Origin of the sequence: Microbacterium sp. 1154 (assembly GCF_031455375.1) — a bacterium.
Lineage (GTDB): Bacteria > Actinomycetota > Actinomycetes > Actinomycetales > Microbacteriaceae > Microbacterium.
In genome coordinates, this window is record NZ_JAVDSN010000001.1 from 844,505 (window position 1) to 861,175 (window position 16,671).

General features: G+C 70.7%; 16 protein-coding genes. 5 read left to right on the forward strand and 11 right to left on the reverse strand.

All coding sequences use genetic code 11. The features are described from left to right. Nucleotides 1–191: 191 nt before the first annotated feature. A complete protein-coding gene (locus tag J2X55_RS03865) occupies nucleotides 192–1,529 on the reverse strand; it encodes a uracil-xanthine permease family protein (RefSeq protein WP_115916097.1) in 1,338 nt (445 codons plus the stop codon). Nucleotides 1,530–1,645: 116 nt separating this feature from the next. Next, nucleotides 1,646–2,578, reverse strand: coding sequence for a phosphoribosylaminoimidazolesuccinocarboxamide synthase (locus J2X55_RS03870; RefSeq protein ID WP_309821946.1), 933 nt, complete (start codon nucleotides 2,576–2,578; stop codon nucleotides 1,646–1,648). 111 nt (nucleotides 2,579–2,689) lie between these two features. On the opposite strand from J2X55_RS03870, the gene J2X55_RS03875 reads away from it, so the two are divergent. The 3 genes from J2X55_RS03875 to J2X55_RS03885 all read left to right on the forward strand — a co-directional run bounded on the left by J2X55_RS03875 (nucleotide 2,690) and on the right by J2X55_RS03885 (nucleotide 6,845). Then, on the forward strand, nucleotides 2,690–4,429 hold the full coding sequence (locus tag J2X55_RS03875) for a BCCT family transporter (protein ID WP_115916095.1): 1,740 nt from the start codon (nucleotides 2,690–2,692) through the stop codon (nucleotides 4,427–4,429). A gap of 245 nt (nucleotides 4,430–4,674) precedes the next feature. Next, a complete protein-coding gene (locus tag J2X55_RS03880; protein ID WP_309821949.1) occupies nucleotides 4,675–5,298 on the forward strand; it encodes a PadR family transcriptional regulator in 624 nt (207 codons plus the stop codon). After that, nucleotides 5,295–6,845: an MFS transporter gene (locus J2X55_RS03885; RefSeq protein ID WP_309821951.1), complete on the forward strand. Its 1,551-nt coding sequence runs from the start codon at nucleotides 5,295–5,297 to the stop codon at nucleotides 6,843–6,845. The genes J2X55_RS03880 and J2X55_RS03885 overlap by 4 nt, the downstream gene beginning before the upstream one ends. Nucleotides 6,846–7,013: 168 nt before the next feature. On the opposite strand, the gene J2X55_RS03890 is transcribed toward J2X55_RS03885, so the two are convergent. Continuing rightward, complete coding sequence (locus J2X55_RS03890; RefSeq protein ID WP_309821953.1) at nucleotides 7,014–7,325, reverse strand: hypothetical protein; 312 nt, start codon at nucleotides 7,323–7,325, stop codon at nucleotides 7,014–7,016. Nucleotides 7,326–7,653: 328 nt separating this feature from the next. Here J2X55_RS03890 and J2X55_RS03895 point away from each other — a divergent pair, with 328 nt between their 5' ends. Beyond that, nucleotides 7,654–8,064, forward strand: a complete 411-nt coding sequence (locus tag J2X55_RS03895) for a hypothetical protein (RefSeq protein ID WP_115916091.1) — start codon at nucleotides 7,654–7,656, stop codon at nucleotides 8,062–8,064. 36 nt (nucleotides 8,065–8,100) lie between these two features. On the opposite strand, the gene J2X55_RS03900 is transcribed toward J2X55_RS03895, so the two are convergent. The 3 genes from J2X55_RS03900 to purD form a co-directional block, all read right to left on the reverse strand. Beyond that, complete coding sequence (locus J2X55_RS03900) at nucleotides 8,101–8,613, reverse strand: GNAT family N-acetyltransferase (protein ID WP_181906371.1); 513 nt, start codon at nucleotides 8,611–8,613, stop codon at nucleotides 8,101–8,103. Beyond that, the gene (locus J2X55_RS03905; RefSeq protein ID WP_309821955.1) at nucleotides 8,610–9,200 is read right to left on the reverse strand and encodes a class I SAM-dependent methyltransferase; all 591 of its coding nucleotides are present in this window, start codon (nucleotides 9,198–9,200) and stop codon (nucleotides 8,610–8,612) included. Before J2X55_RS03905 ends, J2X55_RS03900 begins: the two co-directional genes overlap by 4 nt. Before the next feature lie 125 nt (nucleotides 9,201–9,325). Further along, nucleotides 9,326–10,597: a phosphoribosylamine--glycine ligase gene (gene purD, locus J2X55_RS03910; RefSeq protein WP_309821956.1), complete on the reverse strand. Its 1,272-nt coding sequence runs from the start codon at nucleotides 10,595–10,597 to the stop codon at nucleotides 9,326–9,328. Nucleotides 10,598–10,722: 125 nt separating this feature from the next. Between purD and J2X55_RS03915 the strand changes: the two genes are divergently transcribed. Continuing rightward, entirely contained in the window at nucleotides 10,723–11,079 is a 357-nt protein-coding gene (locus J2X55_RS03915; RefSeq protein ID WP_103206948.1) for a sterol carrier family protein, read from the forward strand. A 156-nt stretch (nucleotides 11,080–11,235) separates the two neighbouring features. On the opposite strand, the gene J2X55_RS03920 is transcribed toward J2X55_RS03915, so the two are convergent. The 5 genes from J2X55_RS03920 to J2X55_RS03940 all read right to left on the reverse strand — a co-directional run bounded on the left by J2X55_RS03920 (nucleotide 11,236) and on the right by J2X55_RS03940 (nucleotide 16,665). Further along, nucleotides 11,236–12,165 carry a sugar kinase gene (locus tag J2X55_RS03920; protein WP_309821960.1) on the reverse strand — a complete coding sequence of 310 codons (930 nt, stop codon included), beginning with the start codon at nucleotides 12,163–12,165 and terminating at the stop codon, nucleotides 11,236–11,238. Further along, nucleotides 12,162–12,812, reverse strand: coding sequence for a bifunctional 4-hydroxy-2-oxoglutarate aldolase/2-dehydro-3-deoxy-phosphogluconate aldolase (locus tag J2X55_RS03925; RefSeq protein WP_309821962.1), 651 nt, complete (start codon nucleotides 12,810–12,812; stop codon nucleotides 12,162–12,164). Before J2X55_RS03925 ends, J2X55_RS03920 begins: the two co-directional genes overlap by 4 nt. Further along, a complete protein-coding gene (gene manD, locus J2X55_RS03930) occupies nucleotides 12,802–14,028 on the reverse strand; it encodes a D-mannonate dehydratase ManD (RefSeq protein WP_115916085.1) in 1,227 nt (408 codons plus the stop codon). The genes J2X55_RS03925 and manD overlap by 11 nt, the downstream gene beginning before the upstream one ends. Before the next feature lie 196 nt (nucleotides 14,029–14,224). Next, nucleotides 14,225–15,625, reverse strand: a complete 1,401-nt coding sequence (locus tag J2X55_RS03935; protein WP_309821966.1) for an MFS transporter — start codon at nucleotides 15,623–15,625, stop codon at nucleotides 14,225–14,227. 35 nt (nucleotides 15,626–15,660) lie between these two features. Further along, nucleotides 15,661–16,665 carry a zinc-binding dehydrogenase gene (locus J2X55_RS03940; RefSeq protein ID WP_115916083.1) on the reverse strand — a complete coding sequence of 335 codons (1,005 nt, stop codon included), beginning with the start codon at nucleotides 16,663–16,665 and terminating at the stop codon, nucleotides 15,661–15,663. Nucleotides 16,666–16,671 lie beyond the last annotated feature (6 nt).

Sequence of the window (16,671 nt, forward strand, 5' to 3'; positions counted from 1 at the left end):
GTCGTGGCATCCCCTCTTGTCGGGTGCCGCCGTGTGTGCTGAGCTTCGCCCTCCCCGTTCGCGCGGTGCGGGCCGTCGTGCGGATCCAGGCCGCGGCGCGCCGCGGCGGAGCCCCCTGAACCGGAGTGTCGACCTCGAACTCTGCACGACGGCGCGGCGCTGCTGCGTCGGACCGGCCGACACCCGGCGACTCAGCTCGGGTCGCCGCCCAGCGGGCCCACAGCGGGGATCGGGCCGCCGTCGTCGGCACCGGTCTTGCGTGCCCGCGCGATGGCGTTGCCGAGGTGGTAGATCACCAGCGCCGCGACCGACCCCAGCACGATCGGGCCGAGCTGGAAGTCGCCCCACTGCATGGTGAAGCCGGCTATCGCGAGCACCAGGGCCACGGCGCCGGTGTACTGGTTGACCGGGCGCGAGAAGTCGACGCGGTTGTCGACCCAGATCTTGATGCCGATGATGCCGATCAGGCCGTAGAGCGCGGTGGTGACCCCGCCCAGGACGCCCGCCGGGATCGTGTTGAACACGGCGCCGATCTTGGGAGACAGGCTCAGCACGATCGCGGTGAGACCGGCGACCCAGTAGACGGCGGTCGAGTAGACGCGGGTCGCGGCCATGACGCCGATGTTCTCGCCGTAGGTGGTGGTTCCCGAACCGCCGAAGGTGCCGGCGAGGGTCGTGGCGACGCCGTCGGCGATGAGGGCGCGACCGGTGGAGCGGTTGGCCGTGGCATCCGTCATCGCCGCCACACCCCGCACGTGACCGACGTTCTCGGCCACGAGCACGAGCACCACGGGCAGGAACATCGCGATGACCGACCAGGTCGCCGGCGTCGTGAAGTCCGCGATCTGGAAGGTCGGCAGGCCCACCCAGGGAGCCGCCGCGACGGCGTCGAAATCGATCAGCTTCTCACCCGTGCCGGCCTGGATGAGCACCGTCGCGACGTATCCGACGATGACACCGAGGAAGATCGAGATCCGCCCGAGGAAGCCGCGGAACAGCACGCTGAACACGATGACGGCGATCAGGGTGATCGTGCCGGGCAGGGGCTGCACCTTGAAGTTCGACCACGCGACCGGGGCGAGGTTGAAGCCGATCAGGGCCACGATGGCCCCGGCGACCACCGGCGGCATGACCTTGTCGACCCAGCCGAGACCCACGAACTGCACGATGAAGCCGATCACGGCGAGCAGAACGCCGACGGCGACGATGCCCGCCAGCGCCGAACCGGTGCCCGCGGTGGTCGTGGCCGCCGTGATCGGCGCGATGAACGCGAACGACGAGCCCAGGTAGCTGGGGAGTCGGTTCTTCGTCACGAGCAGGAACAGCAGGGTGCCCACGCCCGAGAACAGCAGCGTCGTCGACACCGGGAAGCCGGTGAGCACCGGCACCAGGAAGGTGGCGCCGAACATCGCGATCACGTGCTGAAGCCCGATGGCGATCGTCGCGCCCCAGTTGAGGCGCTCGCCGGGGGCCACGACGGCCCCGGGTTCGACGGTGCGCCCGTTGCCGTGCAGCTTCCAACGGAACATGTGTCTCCTCAGGTGGGGGTGGATGCCGAGACCGTACCCGCTCGGCGAGAACGCACCGGTTCGTCGACAATGCGGTGCGGTGTCGGCGAACGGATGCGGTCTCGAGAAGGGGCGGATCAGCCCGCGGTCAGCAGGCGCAGCAGCTCGGCGTAGCGGTCGCGGGTGCGCTCGACGATCTCGGCGGGGAGGGCCGGCGGCTCGCCCTGCTTGTCCCAGTTCTCCGCGAGCCAGTTGCGCACGATCTGCTTGTCGAAGCTCGCCATGCGCTCTGCGGGAGTGGAGCCGGTGCGCCAGGCTTCGGCATCCCAGTATCGAGACGAGTCCGAGGTGAGCACCTCGTCGGCCAGGGTCAGCACGCCGTCGTCGTCGTAGCCGAACTCGAACTTCGTGTCGGCCAGGATCAGCCCGCGGGCTTCGGCCGTTGCGGCCGCGCGGCGGTAGATCTCGAGCGAGAGGTCGCGCAGGGCCGCCGCCGTCTCGGCGCCGACCAGCTCGACCGAACGTTCGAAGGTGATGTTCTCGTCGTGCTCGCCCAGGGGGGCTTTGAACGCGGGGGTGTACAGCGGTTCCGGCAGGCGGTCGCCGTCGTTCAGACCCTCGGGCAGGGGGATGCCGCAGACCGTGCCCTCGGCCCGGTACTCCGCCCAGCCCGAGCCGGTGAGGTAGCCGCGCACGACGCACTCGATCGGCTGCATGTCGAGGGACCGGACGAGCATCGAGCGTCCCTGCACGGCATCCGGGATCAGGGCGACCGTCTCGTCGCCCGCCAGAGCGTGGTCGGCCACGAGGTGGTTCGGGATCGAGCGACCGCCGTCGGCGCCCGTGAGCTGGTCGAACCACCACAGGCTCAGCGTCGTGAGCAGTTCGCCCTTGTCCGGGATGCCGGGAGACAACACGTGGTCGAAAGCGCTCACGCGGTCGCTGGCGACGACGAGGAGGTGCGCGGGGGTCTCGCCCTCGGCCGTGTCGGCCGGCACGTAGAGGTCGCGGACCTTGCCGGAGTAGATGTGGCGGAAGCCGGGGAGCTCGAGCGGGGGAGCGGTGGTCACCCGCTCATTATTGCGGGTGTGTGCGCCCCGCACCGGCGCGGATTGTGTCACAACGCTCGCTGGAGCGCCTGCCCCCCGCGCGCGGCGGCCCCCCTGACTACCCTCGATGGAATGACCGAGGCAGCCCCTGATACCGCGGTGAACATCGACCCTCATCTGGGTAGTCGCCACAAGACCATCCGCGGCTGGGTCTTCTGGCCCGCCGCCGCCATCGCGGGGGCCTTCATCGCCTTCGCGATGATCTTCCCCGCCGCGGCCGAGGCGACCTTCGGTGCCGTGCAGACCTTCATCGTCTCGTCGTTCAACTGGTACTACGTGTTGATCGCGGCGTTCTTCGTCGTCTTCGCGCTCGCGATGGGCTTCAGCCGGTTCGGCAACATCAAGCTCGGTCAGGACGACGACGAGCCCGAGTTCTCGACGATGTCGTGGTTCTCGCTGCTCTTCGCGGCGGGCATGGGCATCGGCCTCGTCTTCTACGGCGTGAGCGAGCCGCTCAGCCACTTCGCCGACCCGCGTCCGGGTGTCGCGGGCACGCCGAATCAGCTCGCGCAGCAGGCGATGTCGCAGACGTTCCTGCACTGGGGCGTGCACGCGTGGTCGATCTACGTGGTGATCGGTCTCGCGCTGGCGTACGCCTTCCACCGGCGCAGGCGCCCGCGCACGATCCGCTGGGCGCTCGAGCCGCTGCTCGGGGCGCGTCTCGTGCAGGGCGGTTGGGGCAACGCGGTCGACGTCGCCGCTCTGGTCGGCACGCTGTTCGGCGTCGCGACCTCCCTCGGTCTGGGCGTCATCCAGATCAGCGCCGGGCTCGACTACCTGAACCTCGTGACGCCCTCGGTCATCAGCCAGGCCGTCATCGTCGGTGTCATCACGGCGTTCGTGCTGTTCTCGGTGCTCTCGGGTGTCGGCAAGGGCATGAAGTGGCTCTCGAACATCAATCTCGTGCTCGCCGGGCTGCTCATGCTGTACCTGCTGTTCGCGGGACCCACCGAGTTCCTGCTGCGCGACGTCGTGCAGTCGATCGGCAACTACATCCAGAACTTCGTGAGCCTGTCGTTCACGACGAGCGCCTACTCCGGCGAAGACGGCGTGGCCTGGCAGGGCACGTGGACGGCGTTCTACTGGGGCTGGTGGATCTCGTGGGCCCCCTTCGTCGGCATCTTCATCGCGCGCATCTCGCGCGGCCGCACGGTTCGGGAGTTCGTCACCGGAGTGATCCTGGTGCCCACGCTCGTCGGCATCCTGTGGTTCACGGTCCTCGGCGGCACCGCGATCTACGGCGAGCTGACCGGCACGGTGCAGCTGGTCGGAGCCGACGGGGCCGTGAACGTCTCGACGGCACTGTTCCAGATGCTCCAGGGCGTCCCGGGAACGGTGTTCCTGTCGATCGGCTTCCTCATCCTCATCGGGATCTTCTTCGTCACCTCGGCCGACTCGGGCGCCCTGGTGATGGGAATGATCGCCACGGGCGGCGAAGAGGAGCCCAAGCGCTGGGTCCGCATCTTCTTCACCCTCGCGACCTCGCTCATCGCTTTCGCCCTGCTCTTGGCGGGCGGGCTCCAGGCCCTGCAGACCGCGGCGATCAGCATCGCTCTGCCGTTCAGCCTCGTGCTGCTCGCGATCTGCTGGGCGACCGTCACGGCCTTCCGCCGTGAGATGCGCGCCTATGACAAGGCCGAGCGGGCGCAGCTTCGCGACTCGATCGGAGCCCACTACGGGCTGGAGGTCGAGGAACCCAATCAGCGTGGCATCTTCGGCATTCCGATCCGCTGGCGTCAGCCTCGCGTCCCGGTGCCCGGTCCGGCGGAGCAGACGCCCGAGAAGTCGTCCAGCGACTCTCCGAAGGCCTGATCCCCGGCATCCGGGCCGGCTCTCGAACGCGCCGCACCTCCGGACGGGTGCGGCGTGTTCCGCGTGGTGTCGCGGGCTCCGCTCTCCGGGCTGCTCGGGCGTCGAGTGTCCAGAACGCGCCGCACGCGTCCACCTCGGTGCGGCGTGTCGTGGACACTCGACGTTCATCCGCGGGCGTTCGCGCCGAGCGGAGAATGGGCGTATAGTCCATGTGGACTAGTCGACACGGACCATGAGGAGGACGGATGCCGGAGACCAACCGCCTCACCCCCGTCGCGGTCATGATCCTGGCCACGCTCCGCGAGGCCGACATGCACACGTACGAGCTGGTGCGCCTGCTCAAGGAGCGCCGTGACGATCGCCTCGTGCCGCTGCAGAAGGGCACGATCTATCACACGGTCGCGCGCCTCGAGCGGGACGGGCTGCTCGCCGAGGTCGGCGTCGATCGCGACGGCAACCGCCCCGAGCGCACCACCTACACGCTTCGGGATGCCGGCCATCGGGCGGTCGAAGAATGGGTGCGCGCAGAGCTCCCCCAGATCGACCGGGCGACCGAGTTCCGCGTCGCGCTGTCCGAGGCTCACAACCTCGATCGCGACGAGGTCATCGACCTTCTCGACCGGCGTCGAGCCCTGCTCGTCGCGTCGGTCGAGGAGCACCGAGCGGGCCTCGAACTCGCGGCCGAGCGGAAAACCCCCGAGCAATTCCTCGTCGAGCTGCAGCGGCAGGCCGCTCTGCTCGACGCCGAACTCGCGTGGCAGGGCTCCCTGCGTGCGCGCCTCGCCGATCGCTCCCTCCCGTGGGGTATCGCCGAGATCCCCGAACACATCAAGAAGAAGCACCGCGTCTCAAAGGAGACCACAGCATGACCGACTCTCGCGCCGCCTCCGCGGCATCCACCCGTACCGGGTCCCACCAGACCCACGAACGCAGCCCCTGGCCCGCCCTCTGGGCGCTGGTCATCGGGTTCTTCATGATCCTCGTCGACACCACGATCGTCTCGGTCGCGAACCCCGCGATCAAGGCCGCTCTCGACCCCGACACCAACAACCTCGACAACGTCGTGTGGGTCACCAGCGCCTACCTGCTGACCTACGCCGTGCCGCTGCTCATCACCGGCCGCCTCGGCGACCGCTTCGGTCCGAAGAACATCTACCTCACGGGTCTGGCGCTGTTCACCCTCGCCTCGCTCGCGTGCGGTCTGGCTCCCTCGCTCGAGGTGCTGATCGCCGCCCGCGCCGTGCAGGGTCTCGGAGCGGCGATGATGACGCCGCAGACGATGGCCGTCATCACCCGCACCTTCCCGCCGCAGAACCGCGGTGCGGCGATGGGCCTGTGGGGCGCCACCGCCGGTGTCGCCACCCTCGTCGGCCCCCTCGCCGGCGGCCTGCTGGTGGACGGCCTCGGTTGGGAGTGGATCTTCTTCATTAACATCCCCGTCGGCATCATCGGTTTCGTCGCCGCCGTCATCCTCGTGCCGCAGCTGCCGCGGACCGCGCACAAGTTCGACATCCTCGGCGTCGTGCTGAGCGCCGTGGGTCTGTTCCTCATCGTGTTCGGTCTGCAAGAGGGCGAGCACTACTCGTGGGCCGCATGGATCTGGGCGATGGTCGCCGCCGGCGTCGTGGTCATGGCGGTCTTCGTCTGGACCCAGGCGCGCAGCACGGGCGAGCCGCTCGTTCCTCTCGACCTGTTCCGTGACCGCAACTTCTCGATCGCGAACCTCGCGATCGCAGCGGTGGGCTTCACCGTGACGAGCATGGCCCTGCCCCAGATGTTCTACCTGCAGCTGGCTCGCGGCCTGACTCCGACCGAGTCGGCGCTGCTGCTCGTGCCGCTGGCGATCCTGTCGGGCGTGCTGGCGCCGTTCGCGGGCAAGCTCCTCGACCGCACCGACCCGCGCTTCCTGCTCGTGCCCGGCCTGCTGCTGGTCGGCGGGTCGCTCGGTCTCTACGTTGCGCTGATCCTGAACGACGCGCCGATCTGGATGTTCCTCATCCCCTCGGTGTTCATGGGCATCGGAAACGCCGGCATGTGGGGTCCGCTCGCGACGACCGCGACGCGCAACCTCCCGCCGCGCCAGGCGGGTGCCGGCGCCGGCATCTACAACACGACCCGCACCGTCGGATCGGTCATCGGCTCGGCATCCATCGCCGCCTTCATGCAGGCGCGTCTCGAGGCGAACCTGCCCGGTGCCGCAGACGCGTCGGCCAGCTTCGGCGGGGGAGCGCTTCCGCCGCAGGTCGTCGGCGGCTTCTCGCAGGCCATGGGTCAGTCGCTCACGCTGCCGATCATCGTGATCGCCCTCGGCCTCGTGGCGGTGCTGTTCATGCGGCGGCCGTCGGTCATCCGCCCGCACGGTGCCCCGCGCGACGCGGCTCCGGCCCAGGCTGCTCCGGCGACCGCGGGCGAGTAACCCGCCGAATCGAACGCCGCCGTCCCTGTCGAGGGGTGGCGGCGTTCGGCATTTCCGGGTGCGCGCGGGAGGAGATTCGGCGAGCGGAGGATGGATGCCGAGGGCTCGACCCTCCGCTGTCGGGATGTCCTCCGCTCACCCGCGAGGGGTCGGCGGTGCGGGAGTTTCCTAGGGGCGCCCGGCCCGGATCGCCGCGACGACCCGCTGCGCCTCGGACGCCGCCACGGCGACGAACCGCGTCTGGGCCGACTCGATACGGATGAGGCCGCGGGAGTACTCCTGCTCGAGGAGGACGCTCCTGACGCCGTGCAGATCCACCGCCCAGCTGTCGCTCGTCGAGGTGTAGACGACGCGGGTGGGAGTGACCGCGAGCAGCCCTTCGCGGGCAGGAGGAGACGCCTCGGCTTCGACCGTGAGGACGGGAACCTCCCCGTGCGACAGCGCCGCGGCGAGACGTTCGTGTGCGTTCTTGCGCCGCATTCGGTCACCCCCGGGAAGTTCGCGGTGCGTGAGCATCGCCGTCCGCAGCCTACGTCGCGACACCCGGCCGACGCGGAAATGGGGGGCGCGCCGGCCGGGCGGCTCGGGGATCCGCGAGGCGGAACACCATGGAGACGGGGCGACCGACGGATTCGTCACGCGGGATCGTGAAACCCGGTCGCCGCTCCACCCCGGCGCCCCCGACGGGCCTCTCACCCCGCGCCGCGGAACGTGCGTTTCGACGGTGTCCCACCCCGCGGCATCCGCGGTGCGTCCGAGCTCCGCCGGGGGAGCCGGCGACGAGTGTCTCCTGCGGCAGGATGAGGGGATGGCCCGGCAGCGCGTTCTTCCCCACCGCCCGCGCACGACCGCGACGATGCACGAGGGCGATGTGATCGCCGTGCCCCTCGACGACGCCGCGTGGGGTGCGCTGCACGTCGTGGCGCTGAAGCGGTCGGGTCCCGTGAGTCGATCGGCGTTCGTCGCCGGCGTGCTCCCCTGGCGCGGGGAGGCACCGCCGCGTGCCAGCGATGTGGAGGGGCGTGCCGTCGTCGCTCAGGCCCTCGTGGGGAAGAACCTGTTCACCGACGGTCTGCTCGAGATTGTGGCGAACACCCCCGTCGTCCCGACGGCGCTGCCGAACAACTTCGTCGACCACGGCATCGGCGTCACCGTCAACGTCTGGGGCTGGCGCGCCGCGATCGATCAGGTGCGCGCCTGGCGACCTCCGCAGGAGTGAGCTGCACCGCCTGCGACGTCGGGTGCGTGGGTGCACTCACTCGTGATGGTGCGGGGGAGCACTTCGACTTGGCCGAACCCATCGCCGCTCTGCGAGCCCGGTGCCGGGGTCGAGATGTGTCCCACCGACGGGCGCGAAGCCGTGACGCTCGTAGAACCGTTGCGCACGCTCGTTGACCTCGAAGACGAGGAGATGTGCCGCGTCGTCGCCGATCGCGGCGCGCAGGAGGCGCGACCCGAGTCCTACTCCCTGTGCATCCTGACGCAGATACAGCGTGTTCAGTTCGCGCCGCGGAAGCCCGGCTCGAGGGGGATCGTCGATGGAGGTGCTGGCGACTCCGACGATCACGCCGTCCGCCCGCGCGATCGTCACGGTCCGGGAGGCGGAACGGATCCGCTCCACCCATCGATCGACGCGATCGCTGACGGGCACGTCAAGCAGGGCGTCGTCGACCACCCCGCGGTAGGTCTGCTGCCAGGCGAGGGTCTGAAACGCGGCGACGGCGGGTGCGTCCTCGATGCGGGCCGTCGCAAGGTGGGCGGTGATCACGCCCGCCGCTCGCAGATCAGCGCCCCGACCGGCCGCTCGCCCCGCGTCTCGCGGACGTGGGTCTCGACGACGTCGAACCCTGCGGCATCCGCTCTCCGCCCCAGCTCCGCCGCGGGCCAACGGTAGGCGCGGACGACGGCGTGGTCGAACGCCTCCGCCTCCGCACCGACGAAGAAGCCCAGCAGCAGCCGCCCGCCCGGGTGCAGCGTTCGGGCGAACTCGCGCAGGGGGAGGTCGATGCGCGTCGGTTCGTGGTGGATCGTCGAGAACCACGACAGGATGCCGCCGAACTTCCCGTCGGCGGCCTGCAGATCGTCGATGGTGTCGACATCGAACCGGATGCCGGCATGCACCGCCCGCGCGTGCTCGACGAACCGCGGCGCGAGGTCGACACCCCGCACGTCGAGGCCCTGCCCGGCGAGGTGCGCCGTCCAGTGCCCGGGTCCGCACCCGGCGTCGAGCACCGGGCCCGTGACCGAGGCGGCCCAGGCGTCGACGATGCTGCGGTCGACCGGGTGCACGGCATCCATCGATCCGAGGGCCGCGATGTACTCGTCGGCCCGGGCGTCGTACGCGGTCGAACTCATCGCTCGAGGCTACGGGGTGATCCTCACCGCGGCGGGAGGAAACTCGGGGAACGGAGGATGGATGCCTCGGACTCGGTCCTCCGCTCCCGCGATCTGCTCCGCTCCCGCAGTGCGCGGGGCGGACCTCAGGCCTGCGCCACCCGCGCGGCGATGTCGGTGCGGTACTGCCCGCCCTCGAGGCCGATGCGCTCGAGCCCGGCGTAGGCGGCCTCGCGTGCTTCACCGAACGTCGTGCCGGTGGCGACGACGCTGAGCACGCGACCGCCCGTCGCGACGAGGTCGCCGTCGCGCAGCACGGTGGCGGCGTGGGCGACGTGTACGCCGTCGACCTCTTCGGCCTCGTCGACACCCGTGAGCACGCGACCGGTGAGCGGGGCTTCGGGGTAGCCCTCGCTCGCGAGCACGACGGTGACGGCGGTCGCCTCGGCGAAGGCGGGACGCGGTTCGTCCTCGAGCGTGCCCGAGGCGGCGGCCAGCAGCAGACGCGACAGGGGATCGATGAGGCGGGGGAGGACGACCTGGGTCTCGGGGTCGCCGAAGCGGGCGTTGAACTCGATGACCTTCACGCCCTGCTCGGTGAGGATGAGCCCGGCGTAGAGCAGTCCGATGAACGGGGTGCCCTCGGCATCCATCTGCCGGATGACGGGCTCGGCGATGTCGCGCGTGACCTGCGCGACGAACTCGTCCTCTCCGCCGAAACGCTCCGACAGCCAGGGCAGCGGGGAGTACGCGCCCATGCCGCCGGTGTTGGGGCCCTCGTCGCCGTCGCGCAGGCGTTTGAAGTCCTGGGCGGGGCTGAGCGGGGCGACGTGGTCGCCGTCGCTCAGGAAGAACAGCGAGACTTCGGGGCCCGAGAGGAACTCCTCGATCAGCACGGCACCGCTCGGCAGGTAGCTCTCGGCGTGGGCAAGGGCAGCCGCGCGGTCGGAGGTCACGATGACGCCCTTGCCCGCCGCCAGGCCGTCGGCCTTGACGACGTAGGGGGCGCCGAACCGGTCGAGGGCGGCCTCGACGGTGGCGACGTCGTGCGCGCGCACCGATCCGCCGGTGGGGACGCCCGCGGCATCCATGATCCGCTTGGCGTAGGTCTTCGAGCCCTCGAGCTGGGCGGCGGCCTTGCCCGGGCCGAACACCGGGATGCCGTGCGCGCGCAGCGGATCGGCGACACCGGCGACCAGGGGTGCCTCGGGACCGACGACGACGAGGTCGATCGCCTCGCTCTTCGCGAAGGTCAGGACCGCGGTGGGATCCATCGGATCGAGGTCGACCAGGTGCGCCTCGCGGGCGATGCCGGCGTTGCCGGGGGCGGCGAAGATCGCGTGCGACTCCTCTTCGGAGCGCAGGGCGAGGATGATGGCGTGCTCACGCGCGCCCGAACCGAGGACCAGGATTCTCACGCGGCCAGCCTACCGAGCGCGGGGGCACCGGTTGAGTGTCCAGGACACGCCGCGACCGACCCGTCGGGCACGGCATGTCGTGGACACTCGACGGGCCCGTGGGCTCCGGAGGTACCGTGGATGCCATGCCTCCCCGCCGTATCGAGACCGGAGACGGCCGCGCGGCCCTCGCCGCCGTCGCCGCCGGAGACGCTCCGCGCCCCGCGACCGCCACGGCCGTGCGGTACCTGCTGCAACTGCTGGTCGAGAAGGCCCCCGGCAACTCGGTCGAGATGCGCGTGCCGCCCTTCGGTGCCGTCCAGGTGATCGAGGGGCCAAGGCACACGCGCGGGACGCCCCCGAACGTGGTCGAGACCGACGCCGCGACCTGGATCGCCGTCGCCACGGGCGAAGAGCACTGGGCGGATGCCGTGACCGCCGGCCGCATCGTCGCCTCCGGCGTCCGTGCCGACCTGAGCGCGCTGCTGCCCCTGCGGCCGTAGGCGGGGGCGCTCCGGGGCGGTCCGCCGAGTCCGCATGCATTTGCCGAGGACGCCGACGATTCCTCCCGAACGAACGCGTCCTCGCCGAACGGATGCGTCTTCGGTCGTCGCCGCGGGCGGCCGCCCCGCGCCCGCCGCGTCCGCCCGCGCCCCGCGTCAGCGTCGGACGGGATCCCCGCCGGCGAGGAACCGCTCCAGTTCGCGTCGCGTGGGCGCCGCTTCCCAGTCGCCCGGCACGAGGCAGGCCATGGCCCCGCAGGCGTTGGCGCGCACGAGCGCCTCGGTGATGTCCAGGCCCTCGAGGTGGGCGCTGAGGTAGCCCGCGACGAAGGCGTCGCCCGCGCCGACGGTGTCGAGCGGGTCGATGGCGAAGCCGGGAGCTTCGGTGGCGCCGTGGGCGGTGAAGACCGCCGCGCCGTCGGGGCCGCGCTTGACCACCACCTGCGCCACTCCCTCATCGAGGAGCGACTCGGCGGCATCCGGGGTCATCAGCGCGAACTCCTCGGTCCCGCCGAACACGATCGTCGCGCGCTCGGCGATCTCGCGCAGGATCGGTCCCGCGACGGCGGGGCTCGCGAGGGCTGAGCGGTAGTTCACGTCGAAACTCACCGAGACGCCGGCCTCGCGAGCACGCTCCACGGCCGCTTGCACCGCGGCGCGTGCGGTGTCGGACAGCAGCGGCGTGATGCCGGTCACGTGGAGCAGGTCGGCTTCTTCGACCCACCCCGGGGGGATGTCGCTCGGCGAGAGGCGCGAACCCGCCGAACCGCGGCGGTAGTAGTGCACGGCGGTGGATGCCGCGGACGGACGCTCCTTGAGCATGAGGCCCGTCGGCGCCTCGGTGTCGACGGTCGCGCGCACGTCGAGTCCCTCGGCGCGGAGTTCGCGCGCGATGCGCTCGCCGAGGGGATCGTCGCCGACGCGGCCCAGCCACGAGGCGTCGACCCCGAGCCGGCGCAGGCCGACGGCGACGTTGCTCTCCGCCCCTCCGATACCCAGGGCGAGTCCCGCCGCGTGGCGGAGCGAGCCGACCTCGGTGGTGCGGGCGAGCGCCATGGTCTCGCCGAGCGTGACGACGCGGGTCATGCGGGCTGCCCCGCGGGGCGGTCGGAACCCGCGCACACGGCGACGAACCGCTGGGCCCGGTCGCGCAGCGCGCCCAGGTCGCCGCCACGGAACGCGTCGCCGAGCAAGGGGCCGCCGACGCTGACCGCCACGGCCCCCGCCGCGAGCCAGGCGGCCGCGGAGTCGGCATCCACTCCTCCCGAGGGGACGACGGCGATGTCGGGGAACGGCCCGCGCAGGTCTTTCAGATACCCGGGGCCGACCTGACCGGCCGGGAACACCTTCACCGCCGAGGCGCCCGCCGACCAGGACGCGAACAGCTCGGTCGGGGTGAGACCGCCGGGGATGATCGGGATGCCGGCATCCACCGCCCGCTCCACGAGCGCGGAGGAGGTGATCGGCGTCACGACGTAGTCGGCGCCCACCTCGATCGCGCGCTCCAGCTGTTCGAGGGTCGTGACCGTGCCGATGCCGAGATCACCGTCGAACGAGGACCGCAGCGCAGAGAAGGCGTCGAAGGTGCCGGGGGTCGTCAGCGTCAGTTCGACGCTCTGCACCCCGCCCTCGGCGAGGGCGTCGAGCACCGCCCCGTAGTCCGCGGCGGAGGCTGCCCGGGCGACGACGACGAGCTTCGACGAGAGGGTGCGGGCGGGCAGCTCACCAGTCATGGACGGTCCCATCGAGCAGGCGGTTCACGGGCAGGTACGCCTTCGTGTACGCGAAGGCGCTTGCGGCTTCTTCGTCGAGCTCGACGCCGAGTCCGGGCTTGTCGCCGGGGTGCAGGAAGCCCTTGTCGAAGGTGAACGAGGTCTGGAACACCTCCAGCGTCTGCTCGTTGTGCGGCATGTACTCCTGGATGCCGAAGTTGTGGATCGCGAGGTCGAGGTGAAGAGCGGCGGCCATGCCGACGGGCGAGATGTCGGTCGGGCCGTGGATGCCGGAGCGGATGCCGTAGATCGCGGCGAAGTCGAGGATCTTCTTCATCGCCGTGATGCCGCCGGTGTGGGTCACGGCGGAGCGCACGTAGTCGATCAGGCGCTCGGTGATGAGCGTCTGATAGTCGTACACGGTGTTGAAGACCTCGCCGATCGCGAGCGGGGTGGTGGAGTGCTGGCGGATGAGGCGGAGCGCCGCCTGGTCCTCGCCGGGGGTGGCGTCTTCGAGCCAGAACAGGTCGTAGGGCTCGATGTCCTTCGCGAAGCGCGCGGCCTCGATCGGCGTCATGCGGTGGTGGCCGTCGTGCAGAAGGCGCAGGTCGGTGCCGAACTCCTCGCGGATCTGCGCGAACACCCCGGGCATGTGGTTGAGGTACTGGCGGGTGTCCCACTGCTCCTCGGCCGGGCGGTCGCCCGAGCGCTTGGCCGGCTCGTAGTCGTAGCGGACGCCGGGTCCCGCGGCCGAGACACCGTAGATCTGGCCGAGGCCGGGGACGCCGGTCTGCACGCGGACGGCGGTGAATCCGAGCTCGCGGTAGCCGGTGATCGCGTTCGACAGGGCCGCCATGTCGGTGCCCGAGGCGTGCGCGTAGACCCGGACGCCGTCGCGGCTGGCCCCGCCGAGCAGCTGGTACAGCGGCATGCCGGCCTTCTTCGCCTTGATGTCCCACAGGGCCATGTCGACCGCGGCGATGGCGGCCATCGTCACCGGTCCGCGCCGCCAGTACGCGCCCCGGTAGAGGTACTGCCAGGTGTCTTCGATGCGGTCCTCGTCGCGGCCGACGAGCGTCGAGGCGAGGTGGTCGGAGAGGTACGACGCCACCGACAGCTCGCGGCCGTTGAGCGTGGCGTCACCCCAGCCGACGATGCCGTCGCTGGTGGTGACCTTGAGGGTGACGAAGTTGCGGCCGGGGCTGGTGACGATGACGTCGACCGAGGCGATGCTCATGCGGGGTCTTTCCTGTCGGAGCGGGAGGCGGGGCGGGGGTGCGTGGCGGGGTGGGGCGCTAAATATGGCCCCGGGGCGTCTCGCGTGGCCCCGGGGTCACGCGCGACAGGCGGATCGCACGCACCGATGAAGAGGGATGCCGGGCGGACTCGCCGTCACGAGCCCGCCCGGGGTGCGGGGCCAAACGCCCCGCGGTTCACATCGCGGGACGGGGATCCCGCAGATCGCGACCGGTCCACTCGGGGGCGACGATCGCGGCGACCAGGGCCGAGGCGGTGAAGACGCCCATGAGCACCATGATCGGCACGATGCTGCCGGTAGCCGCGGCCACCCACGCGGCGGCGACGACCGGACCGATGCCCGTGGCGACGATGGCCGCGATCTCGCGGACGACGGCGGTGAGCGTGTAGCGGTTGCGTGCGCCGAAGATCTCGGGGATCGAGATGTTCTCCATCGAGGCCAGCCCCAGCACCGAGATGTTGTGGATGAGTGCGTATCCGACGAAGATCGCTCCCACTTCGCGCGAGTTGATCAGTAGCAGCGTCGGAACGATGAGCAGCAGCGACAGCGCCGACATCACGATGTACATCCGGCGACGGCCGAACCTGTCGCCGAGGAAGCCGACGAGGGGGATCGTGATGAACCCGATCAGCGACGAGACGATGACGATCTCGGGACCGACCTCCTTCGAGATCGCGAGGGTGATCGTGATGAACGAGATGAGGTACGTCTGCACGATGCCGGAGTTTCCGGCCTGACCGAAGCGCAGGAAGAACGACACGAGAACGGCCTTGAGCGGCTTCTTCTGCAGCGACTCGAGCGTGCGGATGTCGTTCGTCTCGGTGGCGACCTTCTGCAGCTCGGCGCGCGAGAGCGCCTTTCCGTCGACGACGTCGGTGCGCTCCTCGAAGACGGGGCTCTCCTTGAGGTTGAAACGCACCCACAGGGCGAAGAGCATGATGACGGCGCTGCCGATGAACGGGATGCGCCAGCCCCACGCGATGACGTCGCTCTCCATCATCACGGCCAGCAGGATCGCCCAGATACCCGAGGCGAAGAGCGTTCCGCAGTTGGTGCCGAGCGCGACGAGCGAGGCGACGATTCCGCGACGGTTGTCGGGTGCGTATTCGGCGAGCATGACGCCCGCGCCCGAGATCTCGGCGCCGGCGCCGAAGCCCTGGGCGAGGCGGAGGACGACCAGCAGGATCGGGGCCAGGATGCCGACCTGCTCGTACGTGGGCAGCACGCCGATGAGCGTGGTCGCGGCGCCCATGAGCAGGATCGTGTAGAAGAGCACCTGCTTGCGGCCGATCTTGTCGCCGATGCGGGCGAAGAAGAACGCGCCGACCGGGCGGGCGACGTAGCCCACGCCGTAGGTCGCCATCGCCAGCACGACCGCCATGGCCGCGTCGCCGCCGGCGAAGAAGATCTGGCTGAAGACGAGGGCGGCGGCCAGCGAGTAGAGCTGGAAGTCCATGAACTCCAGCGCGGTGCCGAGCCAGCCCGATACCGCGGCGCGGGCGAGGTCGCCGACGGATCGTTTGGCGACGGGCGGCGGCGTCGACGCGTCGACGCCGGGGGCGGAAGAGCTGCTCATCGGATTACTCCTTCGTAGTGATGATGTGTCGGGTGTCAGAGGGAGAGAAGGACCTTGGCGGATGCCGAGGAGTCCCGCGCCGTGGCGAGCGCGCTCACGGCGTCAGCGGCGGGGACGACGTGCGAGACGACCGCGTCGAGGGCGGCGCTGGAGGCCAGCAGCGCGATCGCGTCGTCGATCTCGGTCGAGAAGCGGAACGCGCCGCGCAGGGTCAGCTCCTTGCCGAGCATGGGCGCGAGGTTCACGCCGATCTCGGCGTCGGGGAGCATGCCGACCTGGACGACGGTGCCCGCTCGGCGGGCGGCGCGGACGGCCTGGGTCAGGGCCACGCCGACGCCGGAGCACTCGAAGACCACGTCGAAGGACTCGGGATCGATCGCGTCGGTGCCCACGAGGAAGGTCTCGGTCGCGCCGAGCGCCCGGGCACGATCCAGGGGCTCGGGGCGGACGTCGCTCGCACCGACGACCGAGGCGCCCGCGTGGACGGCGGCCGCGACCGCGAGCAGCCCGATGGGACCGGCGCCGATGACGAGGGCGCGCTTTCCGGAGAGGTCACCTGCGAGGCCCACCGCGTGGAGGGCGACCGCGAGGGGCTCGGCGAGCGCGGCGCGCTGGAGCGGCAGCCCCTCGGGGAGCACACGGATCATGTGCTCCTCGACGACGAGGAGCTCGGCGGCCCCGCCCTGGCGGTGCGGGAACCCCGCGGCACTGCCGAGGTAGTCGCCGCCCGCGCGCAGGTGGGGACGCTCTTCGAGGCCGGGCGTCGAGGGTCCGAAACGCGCGGGGTGGACCGTCACGGGCGTCCCGGGGGCGAGTCGCCCCGAGGGGTCGAGATCGACGACCGCCGACAGTTCGTGGCCGGGGGTCAGGGGTTCCCGGACGGCGTACTCGCCGTTCTTGCCGTGGAAGTAGTAGTGCAGGTCGGATCCGCAGATTCCGACGTAGCGCACGCGGAGACGCACCTCGCCCTCGCCGGGTTCGGGGTCCGGTCGGTCTTCCCAGCGGATGTCCTCCGCTGCGTGGATCGCGAGAAGCTTCATCGCGTC